The following is a 24717-nucleotide window of genomic DNA, read 5'->3' as shown; positions in this document are numbered from 1 at the left end:
ATTAATTTCTAAACTATTATACAACAATAAAATTAGAAGTATTAAGAAAAACGGCAATTATTTAAACAAAATCAGGTGAGACCGTATTGGGCATGAAAAAAGCCCAAAAAATTAAACTTTTTTGGGCTTCTAAAATTGTTTAAAAAGGGTATTTATCCGAAGATCTCATTCAGCACTTTAGCCAGGCGAATTCCGCCTTTCTGCAATTGATCATGAACAACCGGAAACCAGTTGTACATATACTCATAACCGAGTTTTTCTCCTATTTCGGCAGAATCGTACACTTTTGTGCTTAATTCTTTTGATTCATACATCCAGTCCAATATTGATCCTGACGCGATCTCTTTCATTTCCTTTTTGGAAAGTTCATCAGCACTTTCGGCCAGTTCTGTATAGCTCATCTGGAAATCATTGATCATTTCACTGTCCCACACTCTGTGTAGGTTGGAGCCCTGTCCAAACCACCGTACCTGAATATCGTTTCCACCTTTATCTTCCCCTCTGCCCGCATGAAGTGGCTGGTGAAGATCTCCCATAAAATGGATCAACATTTTGAGATAAAAGGATTTTTCTTCTTTCGACGCGTTCTTGTCCTTAAGGACAGAAATGCTTTTTTGGATACCCATCACAAGATCTCCAGAAGGATTCGCTTTTTCTTCGGAATACTCCGTTTGCCCCTGTTCCAGGTTTACATAATGCCACGGACTGTATTTGCGGTACTGTGGATCACTTTTGATATCGTCGCCATAAGTAGAAACAAAGGCCAGGCTTTGGCCGTTAAGCAGTTCCCTGATCTTTTGTTTTGCTTTTGGAGAGAGATATTGTTCAGCTACTTCACCGGTAGCCCTGTGACCTGTTCTGCCCCAATCTCCTTCAGAAGCAAAAGTAAAAGTGGAGATCAAAACGGCAGCAACCAAAATAATGTATTTCATAGGATTGTATTGTTTAATTGGTGCAAAGATAAAAAAAGCACCCAGCTATTCGGGAAGTTTCAAAAACCCTGCCTTTTTATTTCCGAAGAAAGGACAAAAAGAAATTTGTAACTTTAAAAGAAAACCTGGGCTATGAAGATCTTTCAGGAAAAGCAATTTTTGAATCGCTGGTGGTTGCTCATGTTCATCCTGGCTATAATTGTTATCGTGGTTGGTACAGCCTATTACGCCACCCGCAATGCCGAAGAAGATACCGCCCTCTGGGTTTCAATAATTAGCCTCGCAATTACTTTACCCATTGTAATAGGGCTGTTATATTTGCGGCTGGAGACCCGAATCGATGAAGAAGGGATCTCCACCTATTTTAAACCTTTTAATTTTACCCGAAAACACTATTCCTGGAAGGAGATCGAAAAATGTTATGTGCGAGATTATGATCCGAAACAGGAATTTGGCGGCTGGGGCCTTAGGGGACTCGGCAGCAATTATAAATCTTATAATATCTACGGAAACAAAGGCATACAAATTGAGACCCGCAATAATGAAAAGTTCCTGCTGGGCACACAACGTCCCAAGGCAGCACACGAAATAATAAAACTATATTTTCACAAGACCGCCCATGAAATTTAACTGCTTATTACTGTTTTCCCTAATCTTTACGGGCTCAATGCTCGCACAGGCCGATAATCCCATTTCACAAGATCTACAGATAAATGAAAATGTATCCGGAACTCTGGTCAACCCTGTCGGTAATGATTCTTCACCACTGGTGATCCTCATCCAGGGATCTGGCCCTACAGACCGCAACGGGAATCAGCCTTTCATGAAAAATGATTCTTTCAAGAAGCTTTCCGCAGCGCTAGCCGAAAATGGCATTGCCACTTTCAGGTATGACAAACGCATCCTTAACCGCAAGAACAAAGAAGCTGATATTCGATTTGATGATTTCGTAGAAGATGCAAGCGCGGCTTTGAGCTATTTTCAAAACTCCGGAAATTTCAAAAGGATCATTGTACTTGGGCACAGTCAGGGTTCTCTGGTAGGAATGCTGGCCGCTAAAAATTCTGCTGATGCTTTTATTTCTGTAGCCGGAGCAGCGCAACCTATTGATTCCATTATTACTCAACAGATCGCCACCCAGGCGCCGGGCCTTACAGAAAATGTGCAGCAAACCTTCAGGGAGATGAGGGAGAATGGCAGCAGCAGTAATTATGAACCCGTGCTCGAGGCGGTATTCAGGCCATCGGTACAACCATTCCTGCTCTCCTGGATGAAATACGACCCGATGGAGGAAATAGCCAAACTTGAGATCCCTGTTCTGATCATCAACGGCAGCAATGATCTGCAGGTTTCTGAAGAGGAAGCAGTAGCCCTGCAAAAGGCAAAGCCTTCCGCAGAAATGGTGATATTGAAAGACATGAATCATATCTTCCGAAAAATTGAAGGAGACGCCCTGGAAAATAACAAATCTTATAATGAACCGGGACTTCCACTTCATCCTGACCTGGTGCCAACACTCGTTGAATTCATCAAGCAGCTGTAATGGAATATAAGATCGTTTTTTCTGACATTGACGGCACCCTGCTGAACAAGGAAAGAGAACTGTCACCGCTCACCCTGGAAGTTATTCAGAAGCTCCAAAAAGAGATTCCGGTGGTGCTCATTTCCTCAAGGATGCCTGCCGCAATGCGCCACTTGCAGGAGCAGCTCCACATTGGGCACCAACCGCTTATCTGTTATAACGGCGGACTTATCATAGCTGATGACGAAATTATAAGTTCAACCGAGATCCCTCTACCTATCCTACAGGAAATAGAACTTGCTAACCGGCAAGTAGACTGTCACGTTAGCCTGTACCATTCCGATGACTGGTATGCTCCTGAGTATGATCAATGGGCGCAACGTGAAGAGAACAACACGAAGGTGACACCTACAGTGCTCTCAAACAGAGAGGTGCTGGAAAAGTGGAAAAAGGAAAGCAAAGGTGCCCATAAGGTGATGTGCATGGGTGAGGCTGAGAAGATCGACCGGATCTCTGATCATCTTTTTCACAACTTCGGAAAGCAACTGCACCTGTACAGATCGAAAGATACTTACCTGGAAGTTGCCAATAAAGAGGTTTCCAAGCTCACAGCGATTAAAATACTATTAGACCGGCATTTTCACCTTAGTCTGAAGGAAGCTGTGGCATTTGGTGACAATTATAATGACTATGAAATGCTTAAGGCTGTAGGGATGGGCGTGGCTGTAGGGAATGCAAAACCGGAGATCCTTGAGATCGCGCGGGAAGTTACCCACCACGGAAAGGAAGACGGAGTGGCAAAAAGTATTCGGAAGTTATTTGGAATGGGTTAAACCTCTTCATTTTTCCACTTTTTTGGATAACGGAAAAATTGTATTTTGCCGGCCTTACTAGAAAACTATGGAAACTCCCCCGATTTTTACCAATGATGCCATTGTCCTTGGAATTTTGATGCTGGCTCTTGGCTTTGTATTTCTCACTTCATCTAAAAAGACCGGTTTTTGGTATAAATTCTATAAAGTAGTTCCCGCACTACTTATGTGTTACCTCATCCCGGCCATTTTAAATTCTTTGAATATAATCTCAGATGAGACCTCGCAATTATATTTTATAGCGAGCCGGTACCTGTTACCCGCCTCCCTGGTGCTCATGACTCTGAGTATTGACCTTAAGGCGATATTTAACCTTGGGCCCAAAGCTTTGATCATGTTCTTTACAGGGACCATCGGAATTATTATTGGTGGTCCTCTGGCCATTTTACTCATTTCTTTCTTTTCGCCTGAAACGGTTGGAGGGGTGGGACCCGATGCTGTTTGGCGCGGACTATCAACGCTTGCTGGAAGCTGGATTGGTGGAGGTGCCAACCAGGCTGCCATGCTGGAGATCTTTGAATACAACCCTGATCTTTACGGCGGAATGGTACTTGTAGACATTGTTGTAGCAAACCTCTGGATGGCTGTACTTCTAATGGGAATTGGAAAAAGTGAGCGCATAGATAAATGGTTGCGTGCAGATAATTCTGCCATTACCGAATTAAAACACAGAGTTACTGCTTATGCTGAAAGCGTCACCCGTAATCCTTCCCTTGCAGACCTTATGATCATGCTGGCCATCGCGTTTGGTGCTGTTGGTCTGGCTCATTGGGGAGCTGATGGCATCTCTCAATTCCTCACCTCGAACTACGATGCTTTTAACGACAACAAATCTGCTTTATCTTCCTTTGCTTCCTCCTTCTTCTGGATGATCACTATTGCCACTGCAGTGGGTATTATTCTGTCTTTCACAAGAGCAAAAGAATATGAAGGTGCCGGAGCGAGTAAAATAGGGAGTGTATTCATCTATTTCCTGGTGGCAACCATTGGAATGAAAATGGACCTTACCATGGTCTTTGACAATCCGGGATTGATCGCTATCGGTTTAGTCTGGATGGCAATTCACGCCGGCTTATTGATCCTGGTCGCTAAACTGGTAAAAGCACCTTATTTCTTCCTGGCTGTGGGAAGCCAGGCTAATGTAGGAGGAGCGGCTTCAGCGCCAGTAGTGGCAGCAGCCTTTCACCCTTCACTAGCCACCGTGGGAGTCTTACTGGCCGTGTTTGGTTATGTGGTGGGAACTTATGGTGCTATTTTAAGTACTATTCTCATGCAAATGGCTTCCGCAGGATAGCAAAAAAGGATTTTTTTTCTAATCTTTGCGCGCATTTTATTTACAGCTACATGAAAAAATTTGGATTATTATTAGTGGTTCTTTTGCTATTGGCAGCCTGCTCGCAGGAAGAGAAGAATCTGAGTATTGACGGGAGAGTACAGGGCCTTAAAAAAGGAACTTTATACCTGCAGAAAATTGAAGATACTTCCCTTGTAACCCTTGACTCTGTAATTGTGGACGGAGAAGAGACATTCAACTTCGAAACCTTTATTGACGGGCCACAGATCCTGTATCTGTATCTTAACAAAAAAGACAATGACGAATTTGATGACCGGTTCCTTTTCTTTGCTGAACCCGGGGAAATGGTTGTAAATACTACTCTAAAGAATTTTGAGACAGATGCTGTGGTAGAAGGTTCCGAAAATCAAAAGAAACTGGTTGAGTACCGCAAGATGATGCAGAACATCAACGACCGCAACCTGGAACTGATCCAAAAGAACTTAATGGCACAAAAAGACAAGAACGAAGCTTTGATCGACTCTACTGCCCGTGCATATGATGATCTTCTAAAAAGAAGATATTTATACACGGTTAATTACGCCATGAACAATAAGGATTATGAAGTAGCACCATATCTGGCAATTTCTGAGATCTTTGATGCTAACATCAAATATCTTGACACTATTTACACCTCTTTAAGCCCACAGGTAAAAGAGTCGAAATATGGAAAGAGCTTGAGAGACTACCTTCAGGAAAGAAAAGCTGAAGAGAATTCGGCTGCGGCCAATTAAAAATAATATGACCATAACTAAGAATCCCGCCATTGGCGGGATTCTTTATTTGTGCCTATTCAGGTTTTGAAAGTTTGGATCAAAAGATCAATTTTTAAAGCTGTGTGGAATAACTCCCTTTTGATACTGGAAGATCGAAGGAAACGAAGAAGAATTTAAAGAGCTGCAGGAAGAGAATTCGGAAGTATTGGGGTTAAAGGCTGATATCAGAACCTAAAGAAAGACCTCACAGGTTTTTAAAAACCTGTGAGGTCTACCCTTCTACTTAAAAAAAGCTCCTTCATTTCTGAAGGGGCTTTTGAGCCGATGGAGAGACTTACCTCGACTAGCGCCTTGACCGGCGCTGCTCGGCACAGGCTTCTCGTCCCTCAGAATAAGGCATAAAAAAACCTCTCAAAATGAGAGGTTTTAACTTAGAGCCGATGGAGGGACTCGAACCCACGACCTGCTGATTACAAATCAGCTGCTCTAGCCAGCTGAGCTACATCGGCAAAAATGCCTTTTTAAAGGGCGTTTATCTTTTCTACTAAAGCTCTTGCTTTTGCTTCAAGCTCCTGCTGAATGTTTCTGAAGTGTTGCTTCTTGTTCTCAACATTCTTCTCATTCATCTTCCCGATCATTTCATCAAAACCTTCAATGGCCTCATCAACGATCTTGTCAGACTTTGCAGGATCTTCATTAGGATTGGCGATCTGGTGCAGGTAAGCTGCCTCAATTATATCTCCAAATACGTAATTGATGTCTCTCTTTAATGTTCTTCTGTTCGCCATCTCTTCAAATAATTTTGCGCAGCGAATTTACACTATTTATGAATTCAAAAAATATTTTTTTTGAATTTTTTTAGTCGCCTTTGTAGGTGACATAGTTGCGCGGAGTTTCATACAGGGTTACCTCGAGATCAAGATGATCGGCCAGTTCGTGGCGGAGTTTTCTCCAAATGATCACCGAAATATTTTCGGCAGTAGGATTAAGTTCTTTGAACTCAGGAACCTCCAGGTTCAGATTCTTATGATCAAAAGGAACTTCTATTTTTTCATAAATAAGTTCTTTCAGGTCTTTCAGGTCCATCACAAATCCTGTTTCCTCATTTATCTCACCGGTCACCGATACGATCAGCTCATAATTGTGCCCGTGATAATTGGGATTGCTGCACTTGCCGAATACCTTTTCATTCTGCCGGTCATCCCACTCCTTCCGGTACAGACGATGTGCGGCATTAAAATGTGCTTTTCTGCTAACGGTTACTTTCATTGCTGAATGTGTTTATAATACTTGTCAAAAATGATCTTGAACCATTCGGTGTATATCTCCGGATTTTGAGCCATGTCTTTCCGGAGCTCTTCGAGAGATACCCATTTATAATCGTTCGCCTCTTCAGGATTCAAGTGAGGTTCTCCGTTATAGTGACCTACAAGGATATGGTCGAATTCATGTTCGGTAAGGCCGTTATCAAAAGGTGCTTTATAGATGAAGGAAATGGTATCCTTTAGCTCTGTAGTAAAACCCATTTCCTCCTGGAGCCTTCGTTTTCCTGCCTCAATATTAGTCTCCCCTTCCCGCTGATGACTGCAACAGGTATTGGTCCAGAGTCCGGGAGAGTGGTATTTATCCAGGGCCCGCTGCTGGATCATTAATTCATTGTTATCGTTAAAAACAAAGACCGAAAAAGCCCGGTGCAACAGTGCTTTCTCATGAGCTTCCATTTTGGGCATTAAGCCTATTTGCTCGTCCTTTTCGTTTACCAGTATTACCTGTTCTTCTTTCATAACGCTTTTTAGAACTTCAAATGTACAAAATCAAAACAGGAGATACCTAGTCATGAAATGAGAAAAGGAGCACTGCACACAGCATTGAATTCACGATCAAATAATTATCTTTGCAGCCTTAAATTGCGATATGAAGTTTTCAGACGAGATCAAGAGAAGAAGAACATTCGGGATCATTTCCCACCCAGATGCCGGTAAAACCACCCTTACCGAAAAGCTGCTGCTTTTTGGGGGTGCCATTCAGGAAGCCGGGGCGGTAAAATCCAACAAGATCAAAAAAGGCGCTACCAGTGACTTTATGGAAATTGAGCGGCAAAGGGGGATCTCAGTCGCAACTTCTGTACTTGCATTTGAATATAAGGACATCAAGATCAACATCCTGGATACGCCGGGTCACAAGGATTTTGCTGAAGACACTTTTAGAACCCTTACTGCTGTAGATAGTGTGATCGTAGTGATCGACGTTGCAAAAGGGGTCGAGGAACAAACCGAAAAACTGGTGGAAGTTTGCCGGATGCGGAATATCCCAATGATCGTGTTCGTGAATAAATTAGACCGGGAAGGAAAAGATGCTTTTGAACTGCTGGATGAGATCGAACAAAAACTAAATTTGACCGTGACCCCGCTGAGTTTTCCTATCGGAATGGGATATGACTTTAAAGGGATCTACAACATCTGGGAACAGAATGTCAACCTCTTCACCGGTGATCCGCGAAAGGATATCGAAGAGACCGTTGAGATCTCTGATCTGGCTTCTTCGGAACTTGATAAATTAATTGGAGAAAAAGCTGCCAGCACCTTACGTGATGAACTGGAATTGGTTCACGGAGTCTATCCTGATTTTGACAAGGAGGAATACCTTGCCGGTAGTCAGCAGCCAGTGTTCTTTGGTTCGGCATTGAACAACTTTGGAGTACGTGAACTACTGGATTGCTTTATCACCATCGCTCCCACTCCCCGTCCTAAAGACAGTGACACCCGAAAAGTGTTACCTGATGAGAAAGATTTTACCGGCTTCGTATTCAAGATTCATGCAAACATGGATCCCAAACACCGGGACCGTCTCGCTTTCGTGAAGATCGTTTCCGGAAAATTCGAAAGGAACACCCCATACCTCCATGTTCGACATAATAAGAAACTTAAATTTTCCAGTCCGAACGCGTTCTTTGCTGAAAAGAAGGAGATCGTGGATGTATCCTATCCCGGCGACATTGTAGGACTTCACGATACCGGTAACTTTAAGATCGGCGACACACTTACTGAAGGTGAGGAACTACAATACAAAGGAATTCCGAGTTTCTCTCCGGAACATTTCCGTTATATCAACAATGCCGATCCTATGAAATCCAAGCAGCTGGAAAAAGGAATTGACCAGTTGATGGATGAAGGGGTAGCACAGCTCTTTACCCTGGAAATGAACGGCCGGAAGGTAATTGGCACCGTAGGCGCCCTGCAGTTTGAAGTGATTCAATACCGTTTGGAGCATGAGTACGGAGCAAAGTGTACTTATGAGAACCTCAACGTGCACAAGGCCTGTTGGGTAGAACCGGAAGATCCAAAAAGTGAAGAATTCAAGGATTTTAAAAGGGTAAAATCAAAATACCTGGCGAAAGATAAACGGGGACAACTGGTATTTTTAGCTGATTCTGCTTTTTCCCTTCAAATGGCGCAGCAAAAATATCAATCTTTAAAATTCCATTTTACTTCGGAATTCTAAAAAAACGAGAGGCTTCAAAAATGACATTTTTGAAGCCTCTTAATTAAATCTCCTTTTAAAAGAGATTCTTCACTCTTCTGCGCTCCGTTCAGAATGACATGCCGCTGCCATTCCGATCCCGAGACTTCGGGAGAGGAATCTCTTAGGGAATAAGATTCTTCACTCCGTAATACTCCGTTCAGAATGACAGAAGGGTGTCATTCCGACGAAGGAGGAATCTCCAAGAATAAGAAGTTCCAAAAATGTCATTTTAAAGAGGTAATCTATTCCAGTTTGTAAACTCTTACCCAGTCTATAAATACCGCTGCCGGAAATTGTGCTTCAGGTACAATAGGACCTCCATAGGTATAATCAGACCCTCCTACTCCGGCACTTAAGATCATGAACATCTTATGCTCAAAGGGGTGCCACTCTTCGAAGTGATTGGAATATTCAGAAACTCCTACTCTTTTACCGTCAATAGTACGAACTGACATGTCATCCTCTCCGTCTTCCGTAAAAGCTCCACCGTCTTTAAAATAATGAATGTGATAAACATTATCATCTACAAAGAATTCCATCCTATCGTGGTACCAATCAATGCCATAGGTGTGAAAACTGGCACTTCCGGCGTACGGTGCATTTGAGGGAGGCGGAAAATTTCCGTAGCCGGGCTCGGCAGGATTCGGTACTTGCTGATCCTGGTAGTTATAGTAGGCTCCTAAATGTCCGTGATTCCAGTCCTTGTATTCATTATTCTCCCAGAACCACGCGTAATGTACCGTGCCTAAATTGTTATAGGGAATTGACCCCACGTATTCCATGATATCGATCTCCCCTCCCTGAGGCCACATTAAATGACTTTCACCTGCAGGCTTTTCGGCAGGCATCATCCAGAAGGCAAATCCCTGTCCCTGATATCTCACTCCTTTAGGCATCACCCGGGCAACAATTCGATAACCGGGACCCCACGAACTTTTACCGGAAGTGTTGATCCTGCCACTGGTGTAATTTCGGTCAATATAATTTTCTTTTCTGGTGGTGATCACCAGGCAACCGCCGTCTGCTCCCGCAATTCCGTTTTCGAAACTCACATTCTCTGACCGTGAAGTGGCTCGGTCCAGCTGGCCAGTTCCCCAGTCGCCATTTATTCCTGTCCCGGATTCATAATTCCATTTGGTAAGATCCAACTGGCCCTGGTTAAATTCATCATGCCAAACAAGGTCTCCCACCTCACCCGGACTACCAGGCTCCTCCGGCAGCTCGATTTCAAAGGCAATCATTACCATTTTTTTACCAGCTGTGAGCATGGGTGTGTCCAATCCATTGCTCCCATTGTATTCAAAGACCTTTAATTTTCCGGTGTCTGAATGGATTATAGCCCATAATGTCTCTTCATCACTTAGTTCAGTGCCGGTCAAAAGTTGAACCGATAAATCATGAGAATATCCTTTTTGGAGAAATAACGGAACCGATATCATCTCTTCCAAATTGGGAGCACTATTCCCGTTATCGCGGTAAAGTAGAAGCCAACCGCCCCTGCTCATAGTCGTGCTTTTTACTCTAAGGGTATTATTTGAAGGACTTTGGTTTTCGACAAAAACACTTCCTGAAAAATCTGAGGTATTTGTTCCGTTTTCCTCATCTGTACTACATCCCAGGATGGTTAAAAAAAGGAAGGGTAAAAAAGAGAGGGATCTTTTATTTATAGACATTTCCTAAAGTATTAGAAACCTGAATAAAATTAATACAAGCCTCTCTACTTCAGGAATAAATCCTGCTGATATAAATCATGAAAAACTAAATAATCAGGAGTCTTTACTGGAATCGAAGCTTTTACTTCCGAAGAGGATCTCAAAAAACAGCTTAAAATCGGAAATGAGGCTCCAAAAAGGGTATTTGAAGGTAGCGGGTTTATTCTTTTCAAAAAAAGCATGTCCTACCCAGGCAAAGCCATAGCCCACAAGAGGCAAAAGGACCCATTCCCAGCCCCAGCCGTTGAAAATCGCCAGTGTCAGGAGCACAAATACAAGAAAAGTTCCGGTAAAATGCAGAATGCGACTGGTCCTGTTCTGATGTTCCGAAAGATAGAATTGGTAGAATTCCCTGTAAGTTTTTATTCGCTCAGCCATTTCTGAAAATTTTAATTAAAATAGGATTTTTTCCTCACAAGGAACATCTCCGAAAAATAAAACAGCAGGCAATTTCCACTACCTGCTGTAAAATATTCCGAAAAGGAAAACTTAATTGATGTTGTCCACTACTTCCAATGCGGTAAGAATATTCATTTTTCGGTACTCCCCGATCCTCGGATCAAAAAGCTCCTGCTCCAGGTATTCAACCTCAACCTCTTTATTTTTTAGCTCCTTAAAAGAATTCTGCAGATCGAAACCTGAACTGACAAAAGTGAACCAATAAAATTTCTGGGTCTTTCCCTCTGCGTTCTTGATCTCAAACGAAATAAAATTATCTGTAGAAATAGATTGAACCTTTCCACTCTCCCACAAGCTCTCGTATTCCTCCTCGGTGTCAGCAGCGGCCATAAGAATATCGGGGCAGACAAATGCCATTTTTGATCCTATGAGAACTCCCAACTTTTCCCCCGCTTCCCCGGCAAGATTGGTCATGTCTAATTCATAATCCGCAATTAAACGGTCTTTGTATTCCCTAGCACTCTCAAAAAGACATACTCCCAATTCGGTTGTAGTGATCTCTTTGCTCTCTTTTTCAAAGGCCTCTTTCTTTTGCTGAATACAGTCACAGGATTTCTCGGCGATGATTTCTAAATAATCTTCCTGGGCAGTGGTTAGGAAAAAGCTGAAAAAAGCTAAGATCGTAAAGTAATGGTTGGTTTTCATAATTTAGTTTTGGTAGAAGTAATCGATCAGATCGACCGTTTGATTTAAAACTGTGAATATAATGTTAAAATACCACAAAGTTTACGGTTTTCCATAATTACCGAATAAGGAGGTGTTGATTTGCCGGTTATTCTTTTTGTAGATATCTTTTTACCAACTCTGTTAGATCCTCTCCGTGCACATTTTTAGCGATGACTCGTCCTTTGTCGTCAAGAATGAAATTTGCGGGAATGGTCCTTATGCGAATCCTTTTCAAAAATGCAGCGTCATCTCCCTGCAAGTCCGAAGCTTGCAGCCATTTAGTGGCCCCGTCACGCTCTGCAGCTTTTCTCCAGGTCGCCTCATCGCTTTCCAGACCATATGCGATGATCTGTAAACCGCGATCGTGATATTCTTCCCAAAGAGGCCCCAAGACTTCCCGGTTTTCCTTTCGGCAGGGAGCACACCAGGAAGCCCACAGGTCAATGATGGTGAGCTTATCTCCAAGCTGCTCTTGCAGCGAGAGGGTATCTTTATTCAGCATGGGAAGTTCAAAATCGGGAAAAAAATCCCCTTCCAGAACGGGCAAATTACCGCGATCACTCATCTGGCAGAGTTGCTGAACCCATCGATGATCTGGTTGATCTTTTTTCCATTTATCACACTGGTTTACCAGAAATTCCGGAACCCGTTCATAATTAATTCCCGGACTTACCCATCTCAAAGCCACCAAAGCCGGCAAGAAATATTCTGTGTTATTTGCAAATTTCATCAGCTCGGTTTGATATTGGAGAATAGCGTGTTCCTTTTCCAACAACTGGCTACCGTCTTTTACCTGCCATTGCTTTCCGGCTAAATAGTTTTCATAGGCAGCCTGCCGAATATCCCTGAGTTCTAATAAAGCATAATTAACTTCGGAAGGATCTTCAATTGAAAACGTTTTTTGAAATTGATCTACACCGGCAGTAACCTGCAAAGGCTTTGCCTTCCAAACAACAGGCATATAATTGGAATTGGTGGGGTCATCATTATTCAAATAATTTGCAGCCTTTCCGGGTTGTTTTACAGCTATTTCCAATAAAACCGGTTCTGTAATTGCCGGAAGGTTATGGAATTCAAAGTAACCATCTTCATCTGCAACTGCCGAATCTATAACTTTTCCGAAGTAAGAAGCAGCGACTTCCTGTAAGGAATTTGGTTGGATCAGGTAAAGCTTAACACCTTCGTCATTTACGCCTACTAACTTACCGGAAATATCTGCCGGAGAATTACATGCCATAATACTGAAGCATATAATTAATAGAAAAAATGACTTTTTTAAGGAACTAATTTTCATTGTTCTTTTTTACAGGATATATAGATGAAATCTAAATTCTGTCAGGAAAGTTAGAAATTATTCCATCGAATTTCAGCTTTTTTGCCTGTGCAATATCAGCCGGCTCGTTAACGGTCCAGACAAGGGCTTTTATACCTGCTTTTTTAATATCCTGCACCTGCTCTGTCGTAACCGACCCGAATTGTGCTGCTACGTATTCGGCATTTGATGACTGGAGGTTTTTAGCAAGTTCATCTGAAAAATTTTTGAAGATAAGACAGATTTGAACCTCCGGCCTTTTTTTCTTCAGATCAACTAATTGTTGGTGAAAAAAAGATTCAAAAATGACATTTTCAAGAGGTATTTGTCCGCTGAGTTCTCTCAAAAAATCTTCAGCAGAATTGTCATTTTTGAGCTCAAATAAACCAGTAATATTATTACCTCTGAAGAGTTTGCAAATTTCAGAGAGTTCGGGTATAGGTTCCCCGTTCTTTAAGCGCACCCCGTCGCGGAGTTGTGCTGAGGTAAAAGAATCGATCCTGCCGGTCGCATTGGTACAGCGGTCAAGCTTTTGATCATGAAAGACTGCGAACTTACCGTCAGCCGTTCGCTGCAGATCCAGCTCAATAACTGAAACGCCTAATTCGATGGCTTTTCTAAAAGCAGCCATTGAATTTTCAAATTCATAGCCGGAGGCGCCTCGATGTGCTATTTTCATAAAAGAAGATATTTTAAAAGCAGCAACTCTAATTTACGGCTGAATCAGAAAAATTTCGAAGTAAGAACTTCTTATATTCCGCTATGCTTCTCGTGAATTATTTTAATACTCGCTTATTAGCTGCTCAATGTCTTCACCTGTCACTTCAGACATTATGTCTAAAACTTTTTCTACGGAAATGTTCTCCTCCCTTTCTATTTTTTCCAATACCTGAATAAGCCCATCTTCATTCTCTTGGAACAGGTCCTTGAAAAGCTTAAAAGACCTGCCGTATTGACCAACCTCATTGAAATAAATGAATTTGTCACCATACAGCTTTCCTTTATCAACTCTTTCAATAGGGCCATTCCCTCTCCAATCCAACAAATTTCCTTTTCCAGCAAATTCTGCAGCAGATGATAGCCGATCCTTCACAAAATATTCTTTTGCTGCCTCAGGTGCTACTATTCTACAAAATCTAAAAGCCAGATAATCTGATAATCCATCTCTAAACCACCTGTATTTATAGCCTCCTAAATTGTAACCGTGAATCAGAGTTCCCTCTACGATCTCGTGAGAAAATGTATGTCCAATTTTATTGGTTAACCGTGCATTATTAATACTATCAGTCTCGTATAGAGCCATTGTCTAGGGAATTTTCCTGTCTTTACCTATAGTAATTGTGTTTTTCGAATTAAGATCTGTAAGAAAAAGATTTTCTCTTTGTATGTTATTTTTTTTGAACCCATTAATAAGAAGACTATCAAGTTTCTTAAAAAGAATTAAGGCGTTTTCACCCTCAGCTTTCAGAGACTTCTTGTAAAAAACCGTGTAGCCAAACTCACTTATGGAATCTGCTGATGATTTATCCAAAACTTCCAAATTAACGATGTTTCGGACAGGATCTTCTCCAAAAATTTCTTCGTTGACGTATGAAGCCCGGGTAACCAACGGAAATTGGTGAGGTCTAAGGCTGTTAAGCTCCAGTATTTTTGGACCGTCTTTGGTTATTCTGTAAAGTATTCTAAGTCCTTCTGCCCCAGATTTCTCGAAGTACTTAGTGCCTTTTAATTCAACCAGAGAGTCCCCCAAATCTTTAGCATAATCAATTTCTACTTTGGATATTTTTTCTGAATAGCTGAAATTCAAATAGGAATACAATAGTGTAAAAGAGGTATTTACATCACTGTCAGAAAAATGAAAATCATTGGATAAAAACGGCTGAATTTGATCGTAACTTCGATTATTATTGGCCTTTTTGAGGGTTTCTGCAATTGTTCTTTCCAATTGATCTGGTTCCCTTCTGTTACAGCTAGTGAGTACCAGAACGATTGAAAAGAATAGTAAGAGTTTTTTCATTTAAAAATTCAGGGTTGGCTACAAATAAATCGTTCTTGGTCTGATACTACTTCAATTTCTGTACAGAAAAAGTATGTTATAAGAGTGCAAAAGGATTTTTAGTTGTAGCAAGTTAGTAGTCGCTCCTGTCAATTCGTTACAAAAAAAGGAGTTCCTATTTTAAAGTTGGTCTACGATAGGAAAACAAAAAACCCAAAGCCTAAGCTTCGGGTTTATAAATCTTCTAAAAATGTCTTTTTTGATAGGGATTAAATCTTCGTCTTCGAGGTCTGCGCTTCTTACCGAGCAGCAGGTAAAGTATCATTCCAATTAAAGGTGCAAAAAGCACCAGCAGGAACCACAATAATTTTTCAGAACCTCTGAATCTGGAGGTCAAAATATCGATCAGGCAAAAGACCCAGGATCCAAAGATTAGAGCAAGGATCAGGATAAAAAATAGTCCCGTAAGGTCTTGAAAAGAGAACAAAAAAGGCAGGTAAATCCTATACATCCACTATGCCTGTCCGGTTGGTCCGAAGTTCAAAGGGATTGGTGGCTGCTCGTAATCTTTAATTTCTCCATGCGCTTTTTCAAAGCGATTCACGTTCTCTGCCAATGCCTTAAGCAGTCTTTTAGCGTGCTGCGGAGTAAGTATAATGCGGCTTTTAACTTTGCTTTTTGGAGTTCCGGGCATGATACTCACGAAATCCACCACAAATTCTGAAACCGAATGGTTGATGATCGCCAGGTTAGAATAGGTACCTTCGGCAACCTTTTCATCGAGTTCTATATTGATCTTTCCTTTTTTAGGTTTTTTCTCTTCGCTCATGGTATTGATTTGTTTTAGATAAAAGTACGAAAAAGAGCTTGCATTGAAAGTACCTTTTTGAGAGGCTGCTTTACAAAATACAAGGCATAAAAAAAGGCCGCTTTCGCGGCCTTTTCTCTAGTTATAATTTACTTCCTGCTTTTTCTCAAGCATTTCATCAAATTCTTCTTTTGAACCTACAATGATATTGTCGTAGTCTCTCATACCGGTACCGGCAGGGATCCTGTGTCCAACAATAACATTTTCCTTAAGTCCTTCAAGAGTATCTACCTTACCGCTTACAGCAGCCTCGTTCAATACTTTTGTGGTTTCCTGGAAGGAAGCCGCAGAAATGAATGACTTGGTCTGAAGTGACGCTCTTGTAATACCCTGAAGAATTGGAGTTGCCGTTGCAGGGGTTACATCCCTTGCAGTGGCCAGGTTCTTATCTTCTCTTCTCAAAATAGAGTTCTCGTCTCTAAGCTGACGTGGAGAAATGATCTGTCCCGGTTTCAGGTTCTCAGAATCACCGGCATCAACAACCACCTTCATTCCGAAGATCTCATCGTTTTGCTCAACGAAATCATCTTTGTGAACCAACTGGTTCTCAAGGAAGATCGTATCACCCGGATCAACAATTCTTACTTTACGCATCATTTGTCTTACCACTACTTCAAAGTGCTTATCATTGATCTTCACCCCTTGTAGTCGGTACACTTCCTGAACTTCATTCACAAGATACTGTTGTACTGCACTTGGTCCTTTGATAGCTAAAATATCCTCAGGAGTTACAGAACCATCAGACAATGGCATTCCCGCACGTACATAATCGTTTTCCTGAACAAGGATCTGGTTAGAAAGCTTCACAAGATACTTCTTAACTTCTCCCAGCTTAGATTCAACGATGATCTCACGGTTACCACGTTTGATCTTTCCGAAGGAAACAACACCATCAATCTCACTTACTACAGCAGGGTTCGATGGGTTACGTGCTTCGAACAGCTCGGTTACCCGTGGAAGACCTCCTGTAATATCCCCAGATTTGGAAGACTTACGTGGGATCTTCACAAGGATCTTACCTACTTTGATCTTCTCCTCATTATCCACCATAAGGTGAGCTCCAACAGGAAGGTTGTAAGAACGAATTACTTCATCCTTCTTACCTAAGATCTGAAGGGTTGGGATCAATTTCTTGTTCCTTGATTCAGAAATTACTTTTTCCTGGAATCCGGTTTGCTCATCGATCTCAACCTGATAAGTAACACCCTGTTCGATATTCTCGTACTTGATCTTACCGGCGAATTCTGAAATGATCACCCCGTTATATGGATCCCACTGACAAATAACCTCGTCTTTTTGAACTTTGTCGCCATTCTTGATAAAGATCTGTGAACCGTAAGGAATGTTGTTGGTACTCAACACAATTCCTGACTTTGGATCTTTGATCTTCAACTCTGAAGTCCTTGATATTACGATCTCAGCCTCTCCACCATCAGGAGCTTCTCCTTTAACGGTCTTAAGATCTTCGATCTCAGCAATTCCATTGAACTTAGCGATCAATTTATTTTCTTCTGAAATGTTTCCTGCAATACCACCCACGTGGAAGGTACGAAGGGTAAGCTGTGTACCCGGCTCACCAATAGACTGAGCGGCTACCACACCAACGGCTTCACCACGCTGAACCGTTTTACCGGTAGCAAGGTTACGTCCGTAACATTTCACACAAATACCTTTCTTGGCCTCACAAGTAAGAGCAGAACGTACTTCTACACTTTCGATCGGCGCGCTGGTAATTTTCTTAACTATTTCTTCAGTGATCTCGTCTCCTGATGATACCAGCAATTCATTGGTGATAGGGTCATACACATTATGTAATGCCGTTCTACCAAGGATACGCTCTCCTAAAGATTCAACGATCTCTTCGTTTTTCTTCAATGGAGAAACATCGACACCTCTCAAAGTACCACAATCTTCTTCGTTGATGATCACGTCCTGAGACACATCCACCAAACGACGGGTTAGGTAACCTGCATCGGCAGTCTTAAGAGCGGTATCGGCAAGACCTTTACGTGCACCGTGAGTAGAGATAAAGTATTCAAGAATCGAAAGACCTTCCTTAAAGTTAGAAAGGATCGGGTTCTCAATAATCTCACCACCACCAGAGTTAGACTTCTTAGGCTTGGCCATCAATCCACGCATACCGGTCAACTGACGGATCTGCTCTTTAGATCCCCTCGCACCAGAGTCAAGCATCATGTACACCGAGTTAAATCCTTGCTGATCCTCACGGATACGCTTCATGGCCAATTCCGTTAAGCCGGCGTTCGTAGAGGTCCAGATATCAATAACCTGGTTGTAACGTTCGTTGTTGGTAATAAGACCCATGTTATAGTTGGCCATAATACCTTCAACCTGCTCATTTGCTTCATCGATCATTCCTTGTTTTTCTTCAGGGATGATAATATCACCTAAACTGAAGGAAAGACCACCTCTAAAGGCGAATCCATATCCAAGGTTTTTGATCTGGTCAAGGAACTCTGCAGTTTCAGGAACGCTGGTGATCTTAAGAATGTTTCCAATAATATCTCTAAGAGATTTTTTGGTCAACACCTCGTTGATGAAACCAGCTTTTTCAGGAACTGTCTGGTTGAACAATACTCTACCAACGGTAGTTTCAATGATCTGGTAAACAAGTAAACCGGCCTCATTGAAATCTTTCGCGCGAATCTTGATGATCGCGTTAAGATCAACTTTCTTCTGGTTGTAAGCGATTACTACCTCTTCATCAGAATAGAAAGTAAGGCCTTCTCCTTTTACAGGCACTTCAGGAGTAGATTTTCTAGGCTTGGTCATATAATAAAGACCAAGAACCATATCCTGAGAAGGTACTGTTACCGGAGATCCGTTAGCAGGGTTCAAAATGTTGTGAGAAGCCAACATTAGAAGCTGGGCTTCCAAAATTGCTTCAGGCCCAAGTGGTAAGTGAACCGCCATCTGGTCACCGTCAAAGTCGGCGTTGAATGCGGTACAAACCAATGGGTGTAACTGTATCGCTTTACCTTCAATAAGTTTAGGCTGGAAAGCCTGAATACCCAATCGGTGAAGCGTAGGAGCACGGTTTAGTAATACAGGGTGTCCTTTCAATACATTTTCAAGGATATCCCATACTACCGGCTCTTTCTTATCTATAATCTTTTTAGCAGATTTTACGGTCTTAACAATACCTCTTTCGATCAGTTTTCTGATCACGAAAGGCTTGTAAAGCTCTGCTGCCATGTTCTTTGGAAGACCACATTCGTATAATTTCAACTCAGGTCCAACAACAATAACCGAACGCGCAGAATAATCTACCCTCTTACCAAGTAAGTTTTGACGGAAACGTCCCTGCTTACCTTTAAGTGAGTCAGAAAGTGATTTTAACGGTCTGTTAGAATCGGTTTTTACTGCTGAAGATTTTCTGGTGTTATCGAATAACGAATCCACAGATTCCTGAAGCATACGTTTTTCGTTACGTAAGATCACTTCAGGAGCTTTGATCTCCATTAATCTTTTCAGACGGTTATTACGAATAATTACACGACGGTAAAGATCGTTCAAATCTGAAGTCGCGAAACGACCTCCATCAAGCGGCACCAATGGACGTAATTCCGGCGGAATAATTGGAATTACTTTCATGATCATCCACTCAGGACGGTTCTCGCGGTTCTTGTTTGCGTCACGAAGCGCTTCAACAACCTGAAGTCTCTTAAGAGCCTCCGTCTTACGTTGCTTAGAAGTTTCGTTGTTCGCTTTATGTCTCAATTCATAAGAAAGTGCATCAAGGTCTATTCTTTGCAGAATTTCAATAAGACACTCGGCACCCATCTTAGCGATGAATTTATTTGGATCGCTGTCATCAAGGTATTGGTTTTCCTGCGGAATAGAATCCAGAATGTTCAGGTATTCTTCTTCGGTAAGGAAGTCCATTTTTTTCAAAGGCGCTCCTTCTTCATTTTTGGCAATACCCGGCTGAATTACCACGTATCTCTCGTAGTAAATGATCATATCCAATTTCTTGGATGGCAGACCAAGCAGGTATCCAATCTTGTTAGGCAAAGAACGGAAGTACCAGATATGTGCTACAGGAACCACCAGGTTGATGTGCCCCACACGATCTCTACGTACTTTCTTTTCAGTCACCTCTACACCACACCTATCGCAAACGATGCCTTTGTAACGGATTCTCTTATATTTTCCACAGGCACATTCGTAATCCTTTACAGGACCAAAGATACGCTCACAGAAAAGACCATCCCTCTCAGGTTTATGCGTACGATAATTGATAGTTTCCGGCTTCAGTACTTCCCCACGAGATTCCGCCAAAATGGACTCCGGAGAAGCTAAACCTATAGAGATTTGGTTAAACCTCTGTACTGTATTCTTATCATTATTTCTAGCCATAATAAATGGTGCTATCTAATTATTGTAAAATTTGCGGTGCGTGGCGCGCGGTCACGCACCGCAAAAGCTTTATTCTTCTAATCTAATATCTAATCCCAGACCTTTCAGTTCGTGCATAAGTACGTTGAAAGATTCAGGTAGTCCTGGCTCTGGCATTGGCTCACCTTTTACGATGGCTTCATAAGTCTTAGCTCTTCCTATTACATCATCAGACTTCACAGTTAAGATCTCACGCAGGGTAGCTGAAGCACCATAGGCTTCAAGTGCCCATACCTCCATCTCACCAAAACGCTGACCACCAAATTGTGCTTTACCTCCAAGAGGCTGCTGGGTGATGAGTGAGTATGGTCCGATAGAACGCGCGTGCATCTTATCATCGATCATGTGACCTAACTTAAGCATGTAGATCACACCAACAGTTGCAGGTTGGTCAAAACGGTCTCCGGTTCCACCATCATAAAGATAAGTGTGACCAAAGCGCGGAATTCCGGCTTCATCTGTTAGTTCGTTGATCTGGTCTATAGTAGCACCGTCGAAAATTGGAGTAGCATATTTTCTACCTAATTTTTGTCCGGCCCATCCAAGAACAGTTTCATAGATCTGCCCAATGTTCATACGTGAAGGTACCCCAAGTGGGTTCAACACGATATCAACAGGGGTTCCATCTTCAAGGAATGGCATATCTTCCTGACGTACGATACGGGCAACAATACCTTTGTTACCGTGACGTCCTGCCATTTTATCCCCTACTTTCAGTTTACGTTTCTTGGCGATATAGATCTTAGCAAGTTTCAGAATTCCTGAAGGTAGTTCGTCTCCCACAGAAATAGTGAACTTCTCTCTTCTAAGGTTACCCTGGATATCATTCTCCTTGATACGGTAGTTATGCAGAAGATCTGCAACCAACCTGTTAAGGTGATCATCTGTTGTCCAGGTTCCCTGGGTAAGGTGCGTATAATCATCTACCGCGTTCAACATCTTCTGAGTGTACTTCTTACCTTTTGGAAGGATCTCTTCTCCAAGGTCGTTCATTACTCCCTGAGCTGTTTTACCACCGATAAGGGCGAAAAGTTTGTCTACCAATTCAGATTTTAGAATCGCGAATTTAGCTTCGTACTTCTTCTCTAATGCCGCAACATCTTCCTTATCCTGTGCTCTCTTACGCTTATCTTTAATTGCACGGGCGAACAATTTCTTGTCAATAACCACCCCGCTCAATGAAGGAGAAGCTTTTAAAGAAGCATCTTTTACATCACCGGCTTTATCACCGAAGATCGCTCTTAGAAGTTTTTCTTCCGGAGTAGGATCGCTTTCTCCTTTTGGAGTAATCTTTCCAATTAAGATATCACCCGGCTTCACTTCAGCACCCACACGGATCATTCCGTTCTCATCAAGGTCTTTTGTAGCCTCTTCAGAAACGTTAGGAATGTCGTTGGTCAATTCTTCATTACCAAGTTTGGTATCTCTCACCTCAAGTGAGTACTCATCAATGTGGATAGAAGTAAAGATATCATCTCTAACCACTTTTTCAGAGATCACGATCGCATCCTCAAAGTTGTAACCTTTCCAAGGCATGAAGGCAACCTTCATGTTGCGACCCAAAGCAAGTTCCCCTGCTTCGGTTGCGTATCCCTGACAAAGAACCTGACCTTTCGTTACCCTGTCTCCTACTCTTACGATAGGCTTCAGGTTAATAGAGGTTCCCTGGTTTGTTTTTCTGAACTTCACAAGTTCGTAGGTCTTCGAATCTGAATCGAAGCTTACCATACGTTCTTCTTCTGTCCTGTCATACTTGATAGTGATCTTTTCTGCATCAACATATTCTACAGTTCCTTCTCCTTCAGCATTGATCAATACTCGAGAATCTGTAGCTACCTGTCTTTCCAGTCCGGTTCCAACGATTGGAGAGTCTACTCTCAATAGAGGTACGGCCTGGCGCATCATGTTTGATCCCATCAAGGCACGGTTCGCATCATCATGCTCCAAAAATGGAATTAATGAAGCAGAAATAGATGCTACCTGGTTCGGTGCAACGTCAATGTAGTGAACAGATTTTGGCTCAACTACCGGGAAGTCACCTTCCTCACGTGCAATAATTCTTTCAGGCTCGATAGTACCGTCATCAGAAATTGGAATGTTCGCCTGAGCGATCATTTTCTCCTCTTCTTCTTCAGCACTTAGGTAACGAGGCTGATCTTTAATATTAACTTTTCCGTCAACAACTTCGCGGTAAGGAGTCTCTATGAATCCCATTCCGTTCACTTTAGCATAAACAGAAAGTGAGGAGATCAAACCAATGTTTGGTCCTTCAGGAGTTTCAATAGGACATAGCCTTCCGTAGTGAGTATAGTGAACGTCACGCACCTCGAAACCAGCACGCTCACGGGAAAGACCACCTGGCCCAAGAGCCGAAAGTCTACGTTTATGAGTGATCTCTGCTAACGGGTTCGTTTGGTCCATGAACTGAGACAACTGGTTCGTTCCGAAAAATGAGTTAATCACAGAAGATAATGTCTTCGCATTGATCAAATCAATTGGGGTAAACACCTCGTTGTCGCGTACGTTCATACGCTCACGAATAGTTCTTGCCATACGGGCAAGTCCTACACCAAATTGTTGAGACAATTGCTCTCCAACAGTTCTAACACGACGGTTAGACAAGTGATCGATATCATCGATCTCTGCCTTAGAGTTGATAAGCTCAATAAGATACTTAACAATAGTGATGATATCTTCGCGGGTAAGCACCTGCTTATCCATAGCGATATCAAGACCTAATTTTTTGTTCATTCTGTAACGACCTACCTCACCAAGATTGTAACGTTGGTCTGAGAAGAACAATTTATCAATAATACCACGCGCAGTTTCTTCATCTGGCGGCTCGGCATTACGTAGCTGACGGTAAATATGTTCAACCGCCTCTTTTTCAGAGTTGGTTGGATCTTTTTGTAATGTATTGTGGATAATCGCGTAATCTCCTGTTTGATTATCCTCTTTGTGTAGCAGAATGGTCTTTGAACCGGTTTCTACTATCTCTTCAATATGCTCTTTTTCAAGAACGGTATCACGATCAAGAACGATCTCATTACGCTCAATTGAAACTACCTCTCCTGTATCCTCATCTACGAAATCTTCATACCAGGTATTCAATACACGTGCGGCCAGTTTACGGCCAAGGACTTTTTTAAGTCCGCTTTTGGAAACTTTCACCTCTTCAGCAAGGTCAAAAATCTCAAGAATATCTTTGTCACGCTCAAATCCGATAGCACGGAAAAGAGTTGTAACAGGTAATTTTTTCTTTCTATCGATATATGCGTACATCACGCTATTGATATCGGTAGCAAATTCTATCCATGATCCTTTAAAAGGAATAACACGGGCAGAATATAATTTGGTTCCGTTGGCGTGGAACGATTGTCCAAAGAACACTCCCGGAGACCTGTGTAACTGAGATACAACTACACGCTCTGCACCGTTAATACAAAATGTCCCACTAGGGGTCATATAAGGGATGGTCCCTAAATACACGTCCTGCACGATGGTTTCAAAATCTTCATGCTCTGGGTCTGTACAATAAAGCTTTAACCGGGCTTTAAGCGGTACACTATAAGTCAAACCACGTTCGATACACTCCTGGATGGAGTATCTTGGCGGGTCCACAAAATAGTCTAGAAATTCTAGTACGAATTGATTACGGGTGTCCGTAATTGGAAAGTTTTCCATGAAGGTATTATAAAGACCTTCATTTCCCCTTTCTTCTGATTTCGTTTCCAGCTGGAAGAAATCCTGGAACGACTTAATTTGGATATCCAAAAAGTCGGGATAATCAGGTCTGTTCTTCACAGATGAGAAATTCAATCTTTCAGTTTGCGTTGCTAACATCAATGGACGGAATTATGTTATTATAAAAAAATGGGTGCGAAATAAACGGGAAACGTTCATATACGCAAAAGGGTTTAGACCTCAGGGAACCTAATCCCCGGGTCTAAACCTATATAAGATTGTTGGCTTAGCTTACTTAAGCTCAACCTCAGCTCCTGCTTCTTCTAACTGTGCTTTTAATGCTTCAGCTTCATCTTTAGAAACACCTTCTTTAACAGGTTTTGGAGCTCCATCTACCAATTCTTTAGCATCTTTCAAGCCAAGACCGGTAAGTTCTTTAACTAATTTTACAACTGCAAGTTTTGATCCACCTGGAGCTTTAAGAATTACGTCGAATTCAGTTTGCTCTTCAGCAGCCTCTTCACCACCAGCGGCAGCACCACCAGCAACAGCTACAGCTGCAGCAGCAGGCTCAATACCATACTCTTCTTTTAAAATATCAGCTAACTCATTAACTTCTTTTACTGTCAAGTTAACCAATTGTTCTGCGAAATCTTTTAAATCTGCCATTTTCTATCGTTTTTAAAATGTTCTTTAATTTATAA

22 protein-coding genes, 1 tRNA gene and 1 pseudogene are annotated in these 24717 nt (G+C 42.0%); 6 read left to right on the top strand and 18 right to left on the bottom strand.

What is annotated here, in order from left to right; all coding sequences use genetic code 11:
- Window positions 1-152 precede the first annotated feature (152 nt).
- Window positions 153-932 carry a S1/P1 nuclease gene (locus ACNORC_RS06720; protein WP_418334854.1) on the bottom strand — a complete coding sequence of 260 codons (780 nt, stop codon included), beginning with the start codon at window positions 930-932 and terminating at the stop codon, window positions 153-155.
- A gap of 132 nt (window positions 933-1064) precedes the next feature.
- Here ACNORC_RS06720 and ACNORC_RS06715 point away from each other — a divergent pair, with 132 nt between their 5' ends.
- The 5 genes from ACNORC_RS06715 (at window position 1065) to ACNORC_RS06695 (ending at window position 5393) form a co-directional block, all read left to right on the top strand.
- On the top strand, window positions 1065-1562 hold the full coding sequence (locus ACNORC_RS06715; RefSeq protein ID WP_418334853.1) for a hypothetical protein: 498 nt from the start codon (window positions 1065-1067) through the stop codon (window positions 1560-1562).
- A gap of 37 nt (window positions 1563-1599) precedes the next feature.
- Window positions 1600-2475 carry an alpha/beta hydrolase family protein gene (locus tag ACNORC_RS06710; protein ID WP_418334852.1) on the top strand — a complete coding sequence of 292 codons (876 nt, stop codon included), beginning with the start codon at window positions 1600-1602 and terminating at the stop codon, window positions 2473-2475.
- Complete coding sequence (locus tag ACNORC_RS06705; RefSeq protein WP_418334851.1) at window positions 2475-3287, top strand: Cof-type HAD-IIB family hydrolase; 813 nt, start codon at window positions 2475-2477, stop codon at window positions 3285-3287. Before ACNORC_RS06710 ends, ACNORC_RS06705 begins: the two co-directional genes overlap by 1 nt.
- Before the next feature lie 67 nt (window positions 3288-3354).
- On the top strand, window positions 3355-4620 hold the full coding sequence (locus ACNORC_RS06700; protein ID WP_418334850.1) for a DUF819 family protein: 1266 nt from the start codon (window positions 3355-3357) through the stop codon (window positions 4618-4620).
- 50 nt (window positions 4621-4670) lie between these two features.
- Window positions 4671-5393 carry a DUF4369 domain-containing protein gene (locus tag ACNORC_RS06695; RefSeq protein ID WP_418334849.1) on the top strand — a complete coding sequence of 241 codons (723 nt, stop codon included), beginning with the start codon at window positions 4671-4673 and terminating at the stop codon, window positions 5391-5393.
- A 417-nt stretch (window positions 5394-5810) separates the two neighbouring features.
- Here the strand turns inward: ACNORC_RS06695 and ACNORC_RS06690 are convergent.
- The 4 genes from ACNORC_RS06690 to idi form a co-directional block, all read right to left on the bottom strand.
- Window positions 5811-5884 (bottom strand) — tRNA-Thr (locus tag ACNORC_RS06690).
- 12 nt (window positions 5885-5896) lie between these two features.
- Window positions 5897-6163 carry a hypothetical protein gene (locus ACNORC_RS06685; protein ID WP_418334848.1) on the bottom strand — a complete coding sequence of 89 codons (267 nt, stop codon included), beginning with the start codon at window positions 6161-6163 and terminating at the stop codon, window positions 5897-5899.
- A gap of 70 nt (window positions 6164-6233) precedes the next feature.
- Window positions 6234-6644 carry a 6-pyruvoyl trahydropterin synthase family protein gene (locus ACNORC_RS06680; RefSeq protein WP_418334847.1) on the bottom strand — a complete coding sequence of 137 codons (411 nt, stop codon included), beginning with the start codon at window positions 6642-6644 and terminating at the stop codon, window positions 6234-6236.
- Window positions 6641-7159 carry an isopentenyl-diphosphate Delta-isomerase gene (gene idi, locus ACNORC_RS06675; protein WP_418334846.1) on the bottom strand — a complete coding sequence of 173 codons (519 nt, stop codon included), beginning with the start codon at window positions 7157-7159 and terminating at the stop codon, window positions 6641-6643. The genes ACNORC_RS06680 and idi overlap by 4 nt, the downstream gene beginning before the upstream one ends.
- 130 nt (window positions 7160-7289) lie before the next feature.
- Between idi and ACNORC_RS06670 the strand changes: the two genes are divergently transcribed.
- Window positions 7290-8876: a peptide chain release factor 3 gene (locus tag ACNORC_RS06670; RefSeq protein WP_418334845.1), complete on the top strand. Its 1587-nt coding sequence runs from the start codon at window positions 7290-7292 to the stop codon at window positions 8874-8876.
- Between the two features lie 263 nt (window positions 8877-9139).
- Here ACNORC_RS06670 and ACNORC_RS06665 read toward each other — a convergent pair whose 3' ends face one another.
- From ACNORC_RS06665 to rplL, 13 genes and pseudogenes are all read right to left on the bottom strand, one after another.
- Window positions 9140-10570, bottom strand: a complete 1431-nt coding sequence (locus ACNORC_RS06665; protein WP_418334844.1) for a glycoside hydrolase family 16 protein — start codon at window positions 10568-10570, stop codon at window positions 9140-9142.
- A 93-nt stretch (window positions 10571-10663) separates the two neighbouring features.
- Window positions 10664-10987 carry an Mpo1-like protein gene (locus ACNORC_RS06660; protein WP_386779751.1) on the bottom strand — a complete coding sequence of 108 codons (324 nt, stop codon included), beginning with the start codon at window positions 10985-10987 and terminating at the stop codon, window positions 10664-10666.
- 111 nt (window positions 10988-11098) lie between these two features.
- Window positions 11099-11713, bottom strand: a complete 615-nt coding sequence (locus ACNORC_RS06655) for a hypothetical protein (RefSeq protein ID WP_418334843.1) — start codon at window positions 11711-11713, stop codon at window positions 11099-11101.
- 127 nt (window positions 11714-11840) lie between these two features.
- On the bottom strand, window positions 11841-12971 hold the full coding sequence (locus ACNORC_RS06650) for a TlpA family protein disulfide reductase (RefSeq protein ID WP_418334842.1): 1131 nt from the start codon (window positions 12969-12971) through the stop codon (window positions 11841-11843).
- An 88-nt stretch (window positions 12972-13059) separates the two neighbouring features.
- The gene (locus ACNORC_RS06645) at window positions 13060-13725 is read right to left on the bottom strand and encodes a glycerophosphodiester phosphodiesterase (protein ID WP_418334841.1); all 666 of its coding nucleotides are present in this window, start codon (window positions 13723-13725) and stop codon (window positions 13060-13062) included.
- A gap of 102 nt (window positions 13726-13827) precedes the next feature.
- On the bottom strand, window positions 13828-14349 hold the full coding sequence (locus ACNORC_RS06640) for a hypothetical protein (protein ID WP_418334840.1): 522 nt from the start codon (window positions 14347-14349) through the stop codon (window positions 13828-13830).
- Window positions 14350-14352: 3 nt separating this feature from the next.
- Entirely contained in the window at window positions 14353-14853 is a 501-nt protein-coding gene (locus ACNORC_RS06635) for a hypothetical protein (RefSeq protein WP_418335393.1), read from the bottom strand.
- Window positions 14854-15009: 156 nt separating this feature from the next.
- A pseudogene (locus ACNORC_RS06630) lies at window positions 15010-15063 on the bottom strand (lipoprotein); the annotation flags it as partial.
- A 223-nt stretch (window positions 15064-15286) separates the two neighbouring features.
- A complete protein-coding gene (locus tag ACNORC_RS06625; RefSeq protein ID WP_418334839.1) occupies window positions 15287-15553 on the bottom strand; it encodes a PLD nuclease N-terminal domain-containing protein in 267 nt (88 codons plus the stop codon).
- A gap of 3 nt (window positions 15554-15556) precedes the next feature.
- Entirely contained in the window at window positions 15557-15871 is a 315-nt protein-coding gene (locus ACNORC_RS06620; protein WP_418334838.1) for a DUF3467 domain-containing protein, read from the bottom strand.
- Between the two features lie 117 nt (window positions 15872-15988).
- A complete protein-coding gene (gene rpoC, locus ACNORC_RS06615; protein WP_418334837.1) occupies window positions 15989-20290 on the bottom strand; it encodes a DNA-directed RNA polymerase subunit beta' in 4302 nt (1433 codons plus the stop codon).
- A 69-nt stretch (window positions 20291-20359) separates the two neighbouring features.
- Window positions 20360-24172 carry a DNA-directed RNA polymerase subunit beta gene (rpoB, locus tag ACNORC_RS06610; RefSeq protein WP_418334836.1) on the bottom strand — a complete coding sequence of 1271 codons (3813 nt, stop codon included), beginning with the start codon at window positions 24170-24172 and terminating at the stop codon, window positions 20360-20362.
- Between the two features lie 132 nt (window positions 24173-24304).
- Window positions 24305-24682: a 50S ribosomal protein L7/L12 gene (gene rplL, locus ACNORC_RS06605; protein WP_418334835.1), complete on the bottom strand. Its 378-nt coding sequence runs from the start codon at window positions 24680-24682 to the stop codon at window positions 24305-24307.
- Window positions 24683-24717: the final 35 nt, after the last annotated feature.

Origin of the sequence: Salinimicrobium soli, assembly GCF_048323655.1 — a bacterium.
Taxonomy (GTDB): Bacteria; Bacteroidota; Bacteroidia; order Flavobacteriales; family Flavobacteriaceae; genus Salinimicrobium; species Salinimicrobium soli.
This window is presented reverse-complemented; position numbering and strand designations above follow the sequence as displayed.

Coding starts and splice junctions, on each gene's coding strand:
- ACNORC_RS06720 (WP_418334854.1), bottom strand. CDS start 932: ATGAAATACATTATTTTGGTTGCTGCCGTTTTGATCTCCACTTTTACT.
- ACNORC_RS06715 (WP_418334853.1), top strand. CDS start 1,065: ATGAAGATCTTTCAGGAAAAGCAATTTTTGAATCGCTGGTGGTTGCTC.
- ACNORC_RS06710 (WP_418334852.1), top strand. CDS start 1,600: ATGCTCGCACAGGCCGATAATCCCATTTCACAAGATCTACAGATAAAT.
- ACNORC_RS06705 (WP_418334851.1), top strand. CDS start 2,475: ATGGAATATAAGATCGTTTTTTCTGACATTGACGGCACCCTGCTGAAC.
- ACNORC_RS06700 (WP_418334850.1), top strand. CDS start 3,355: ATGGAAACTCCCCCGATTTTTACCAATGATGCCATTGTCCTTGGAATT.
- ACNORC_RS06695 (WP_418334849.1), top strand. CDS start 4,671: ATGAAAAAATTTGGATTATTATTAGTGGTTCTTTTGCTATTGGCAGCC.
- ACNORC_RS06685 (WP_418334848.1), bottom strand. CDS start 6,163: ATGGCGAACAGAAGAACATTAAAGAGAGACATCAATTACGTATTTGGA.
- ACNORC_RS06680 (WP_418334847.1), bottom strand. CDS start 6,644: ATGAAAGTAACCGTTAGCAGAAAAGCACATTTTAATGCCGCACATCGT.
- idi (WP_418334846.1), bottom strand. CDS start 7,159: ATGAAAGAAGAACAGGTAATACTGGTAAACGAAAAGGACGAGCAAATA.
- ACNORC_RS06670 (WP_418334845.1), top strand. CDS start 7,290: ATGAAGTTTTCAGACGAGATCAAGAGAAGAAGAACATTCGGGATCATT.
- ACNORC_RS06665 (WP_418334844.1), bottom strand. CDS start 10,570: ATGTCTATAAATAAAAGATCCCTCTCTTTTTTACCCTTCCTTTTTTTA.
- ACNORC_RS06660 (WP_386779751.1), bottom strand. CDS start 10,987: ATGGCTGAGCGAATAAAAACTTACAGGGAATTCTACCAATTCTATCTT.
- ACNORC_RS06655 (WP_418334843.1), bottom strand. CDS start 11,713: ATGAAAACCAACCATTACTTTACGATCTTAGCTTTTTTCAGCTTTTTC.
- ACNORC_RS06650 (WP_418334842.1), bottom strand. CDS start 12,971: ATGGCATGTAATTCTCCGGCAGATATTTCCGGTAAGTTAGTAGGCGTA.
- ACNORC_RS06645 (WP_418334841.1), bottom strand. CDS start 13,725: ATGAAAATAGCACATCGAGGCGCCTCCGGCTATGAATTTGAAAATTCA.
- ACNORC_RS06640 (WP_418334840.1), bottom strand. CDS start 14,349: ATGGCTCTATACGAGACTGATAGTATTAATAATGCACGGTTAACCAAT.
- ACNORC_RS06625 (WP_418334839.1), bottom strand. CDS start 15,553: ATGTATAGGATTTACCTGCCTTTTTTGTTCTCTTTTCAAGACCTTACG.
- ACNORC_RS06620 (WP_418334838.1), bottom strand. CDS start 15,871: ATGAGCGAAGAGAAAAAACCTAAAAAAGGAAAGATCAATATAGAACTC.
- rpoC (WP_418334837.1), bottom strand. CDS start 20,290: ATGGCTAGAAATAATGATAAGAATACAGTACAGAGGTTTAACCAAATC.
- rpoB (WP_418334836.1), bottom strand. CDS start 24,172: ATGTTAGCAACGCAAACTGAAAGATTGAATTTCTCATCTGTGAAGAAC.
- rplL (WP_418334835.1), bottom strand. CDS start 24,682: ATGGCAGATTTAAAAGATTTCGCAGAACAATTGGTTAACTTGACAGTA.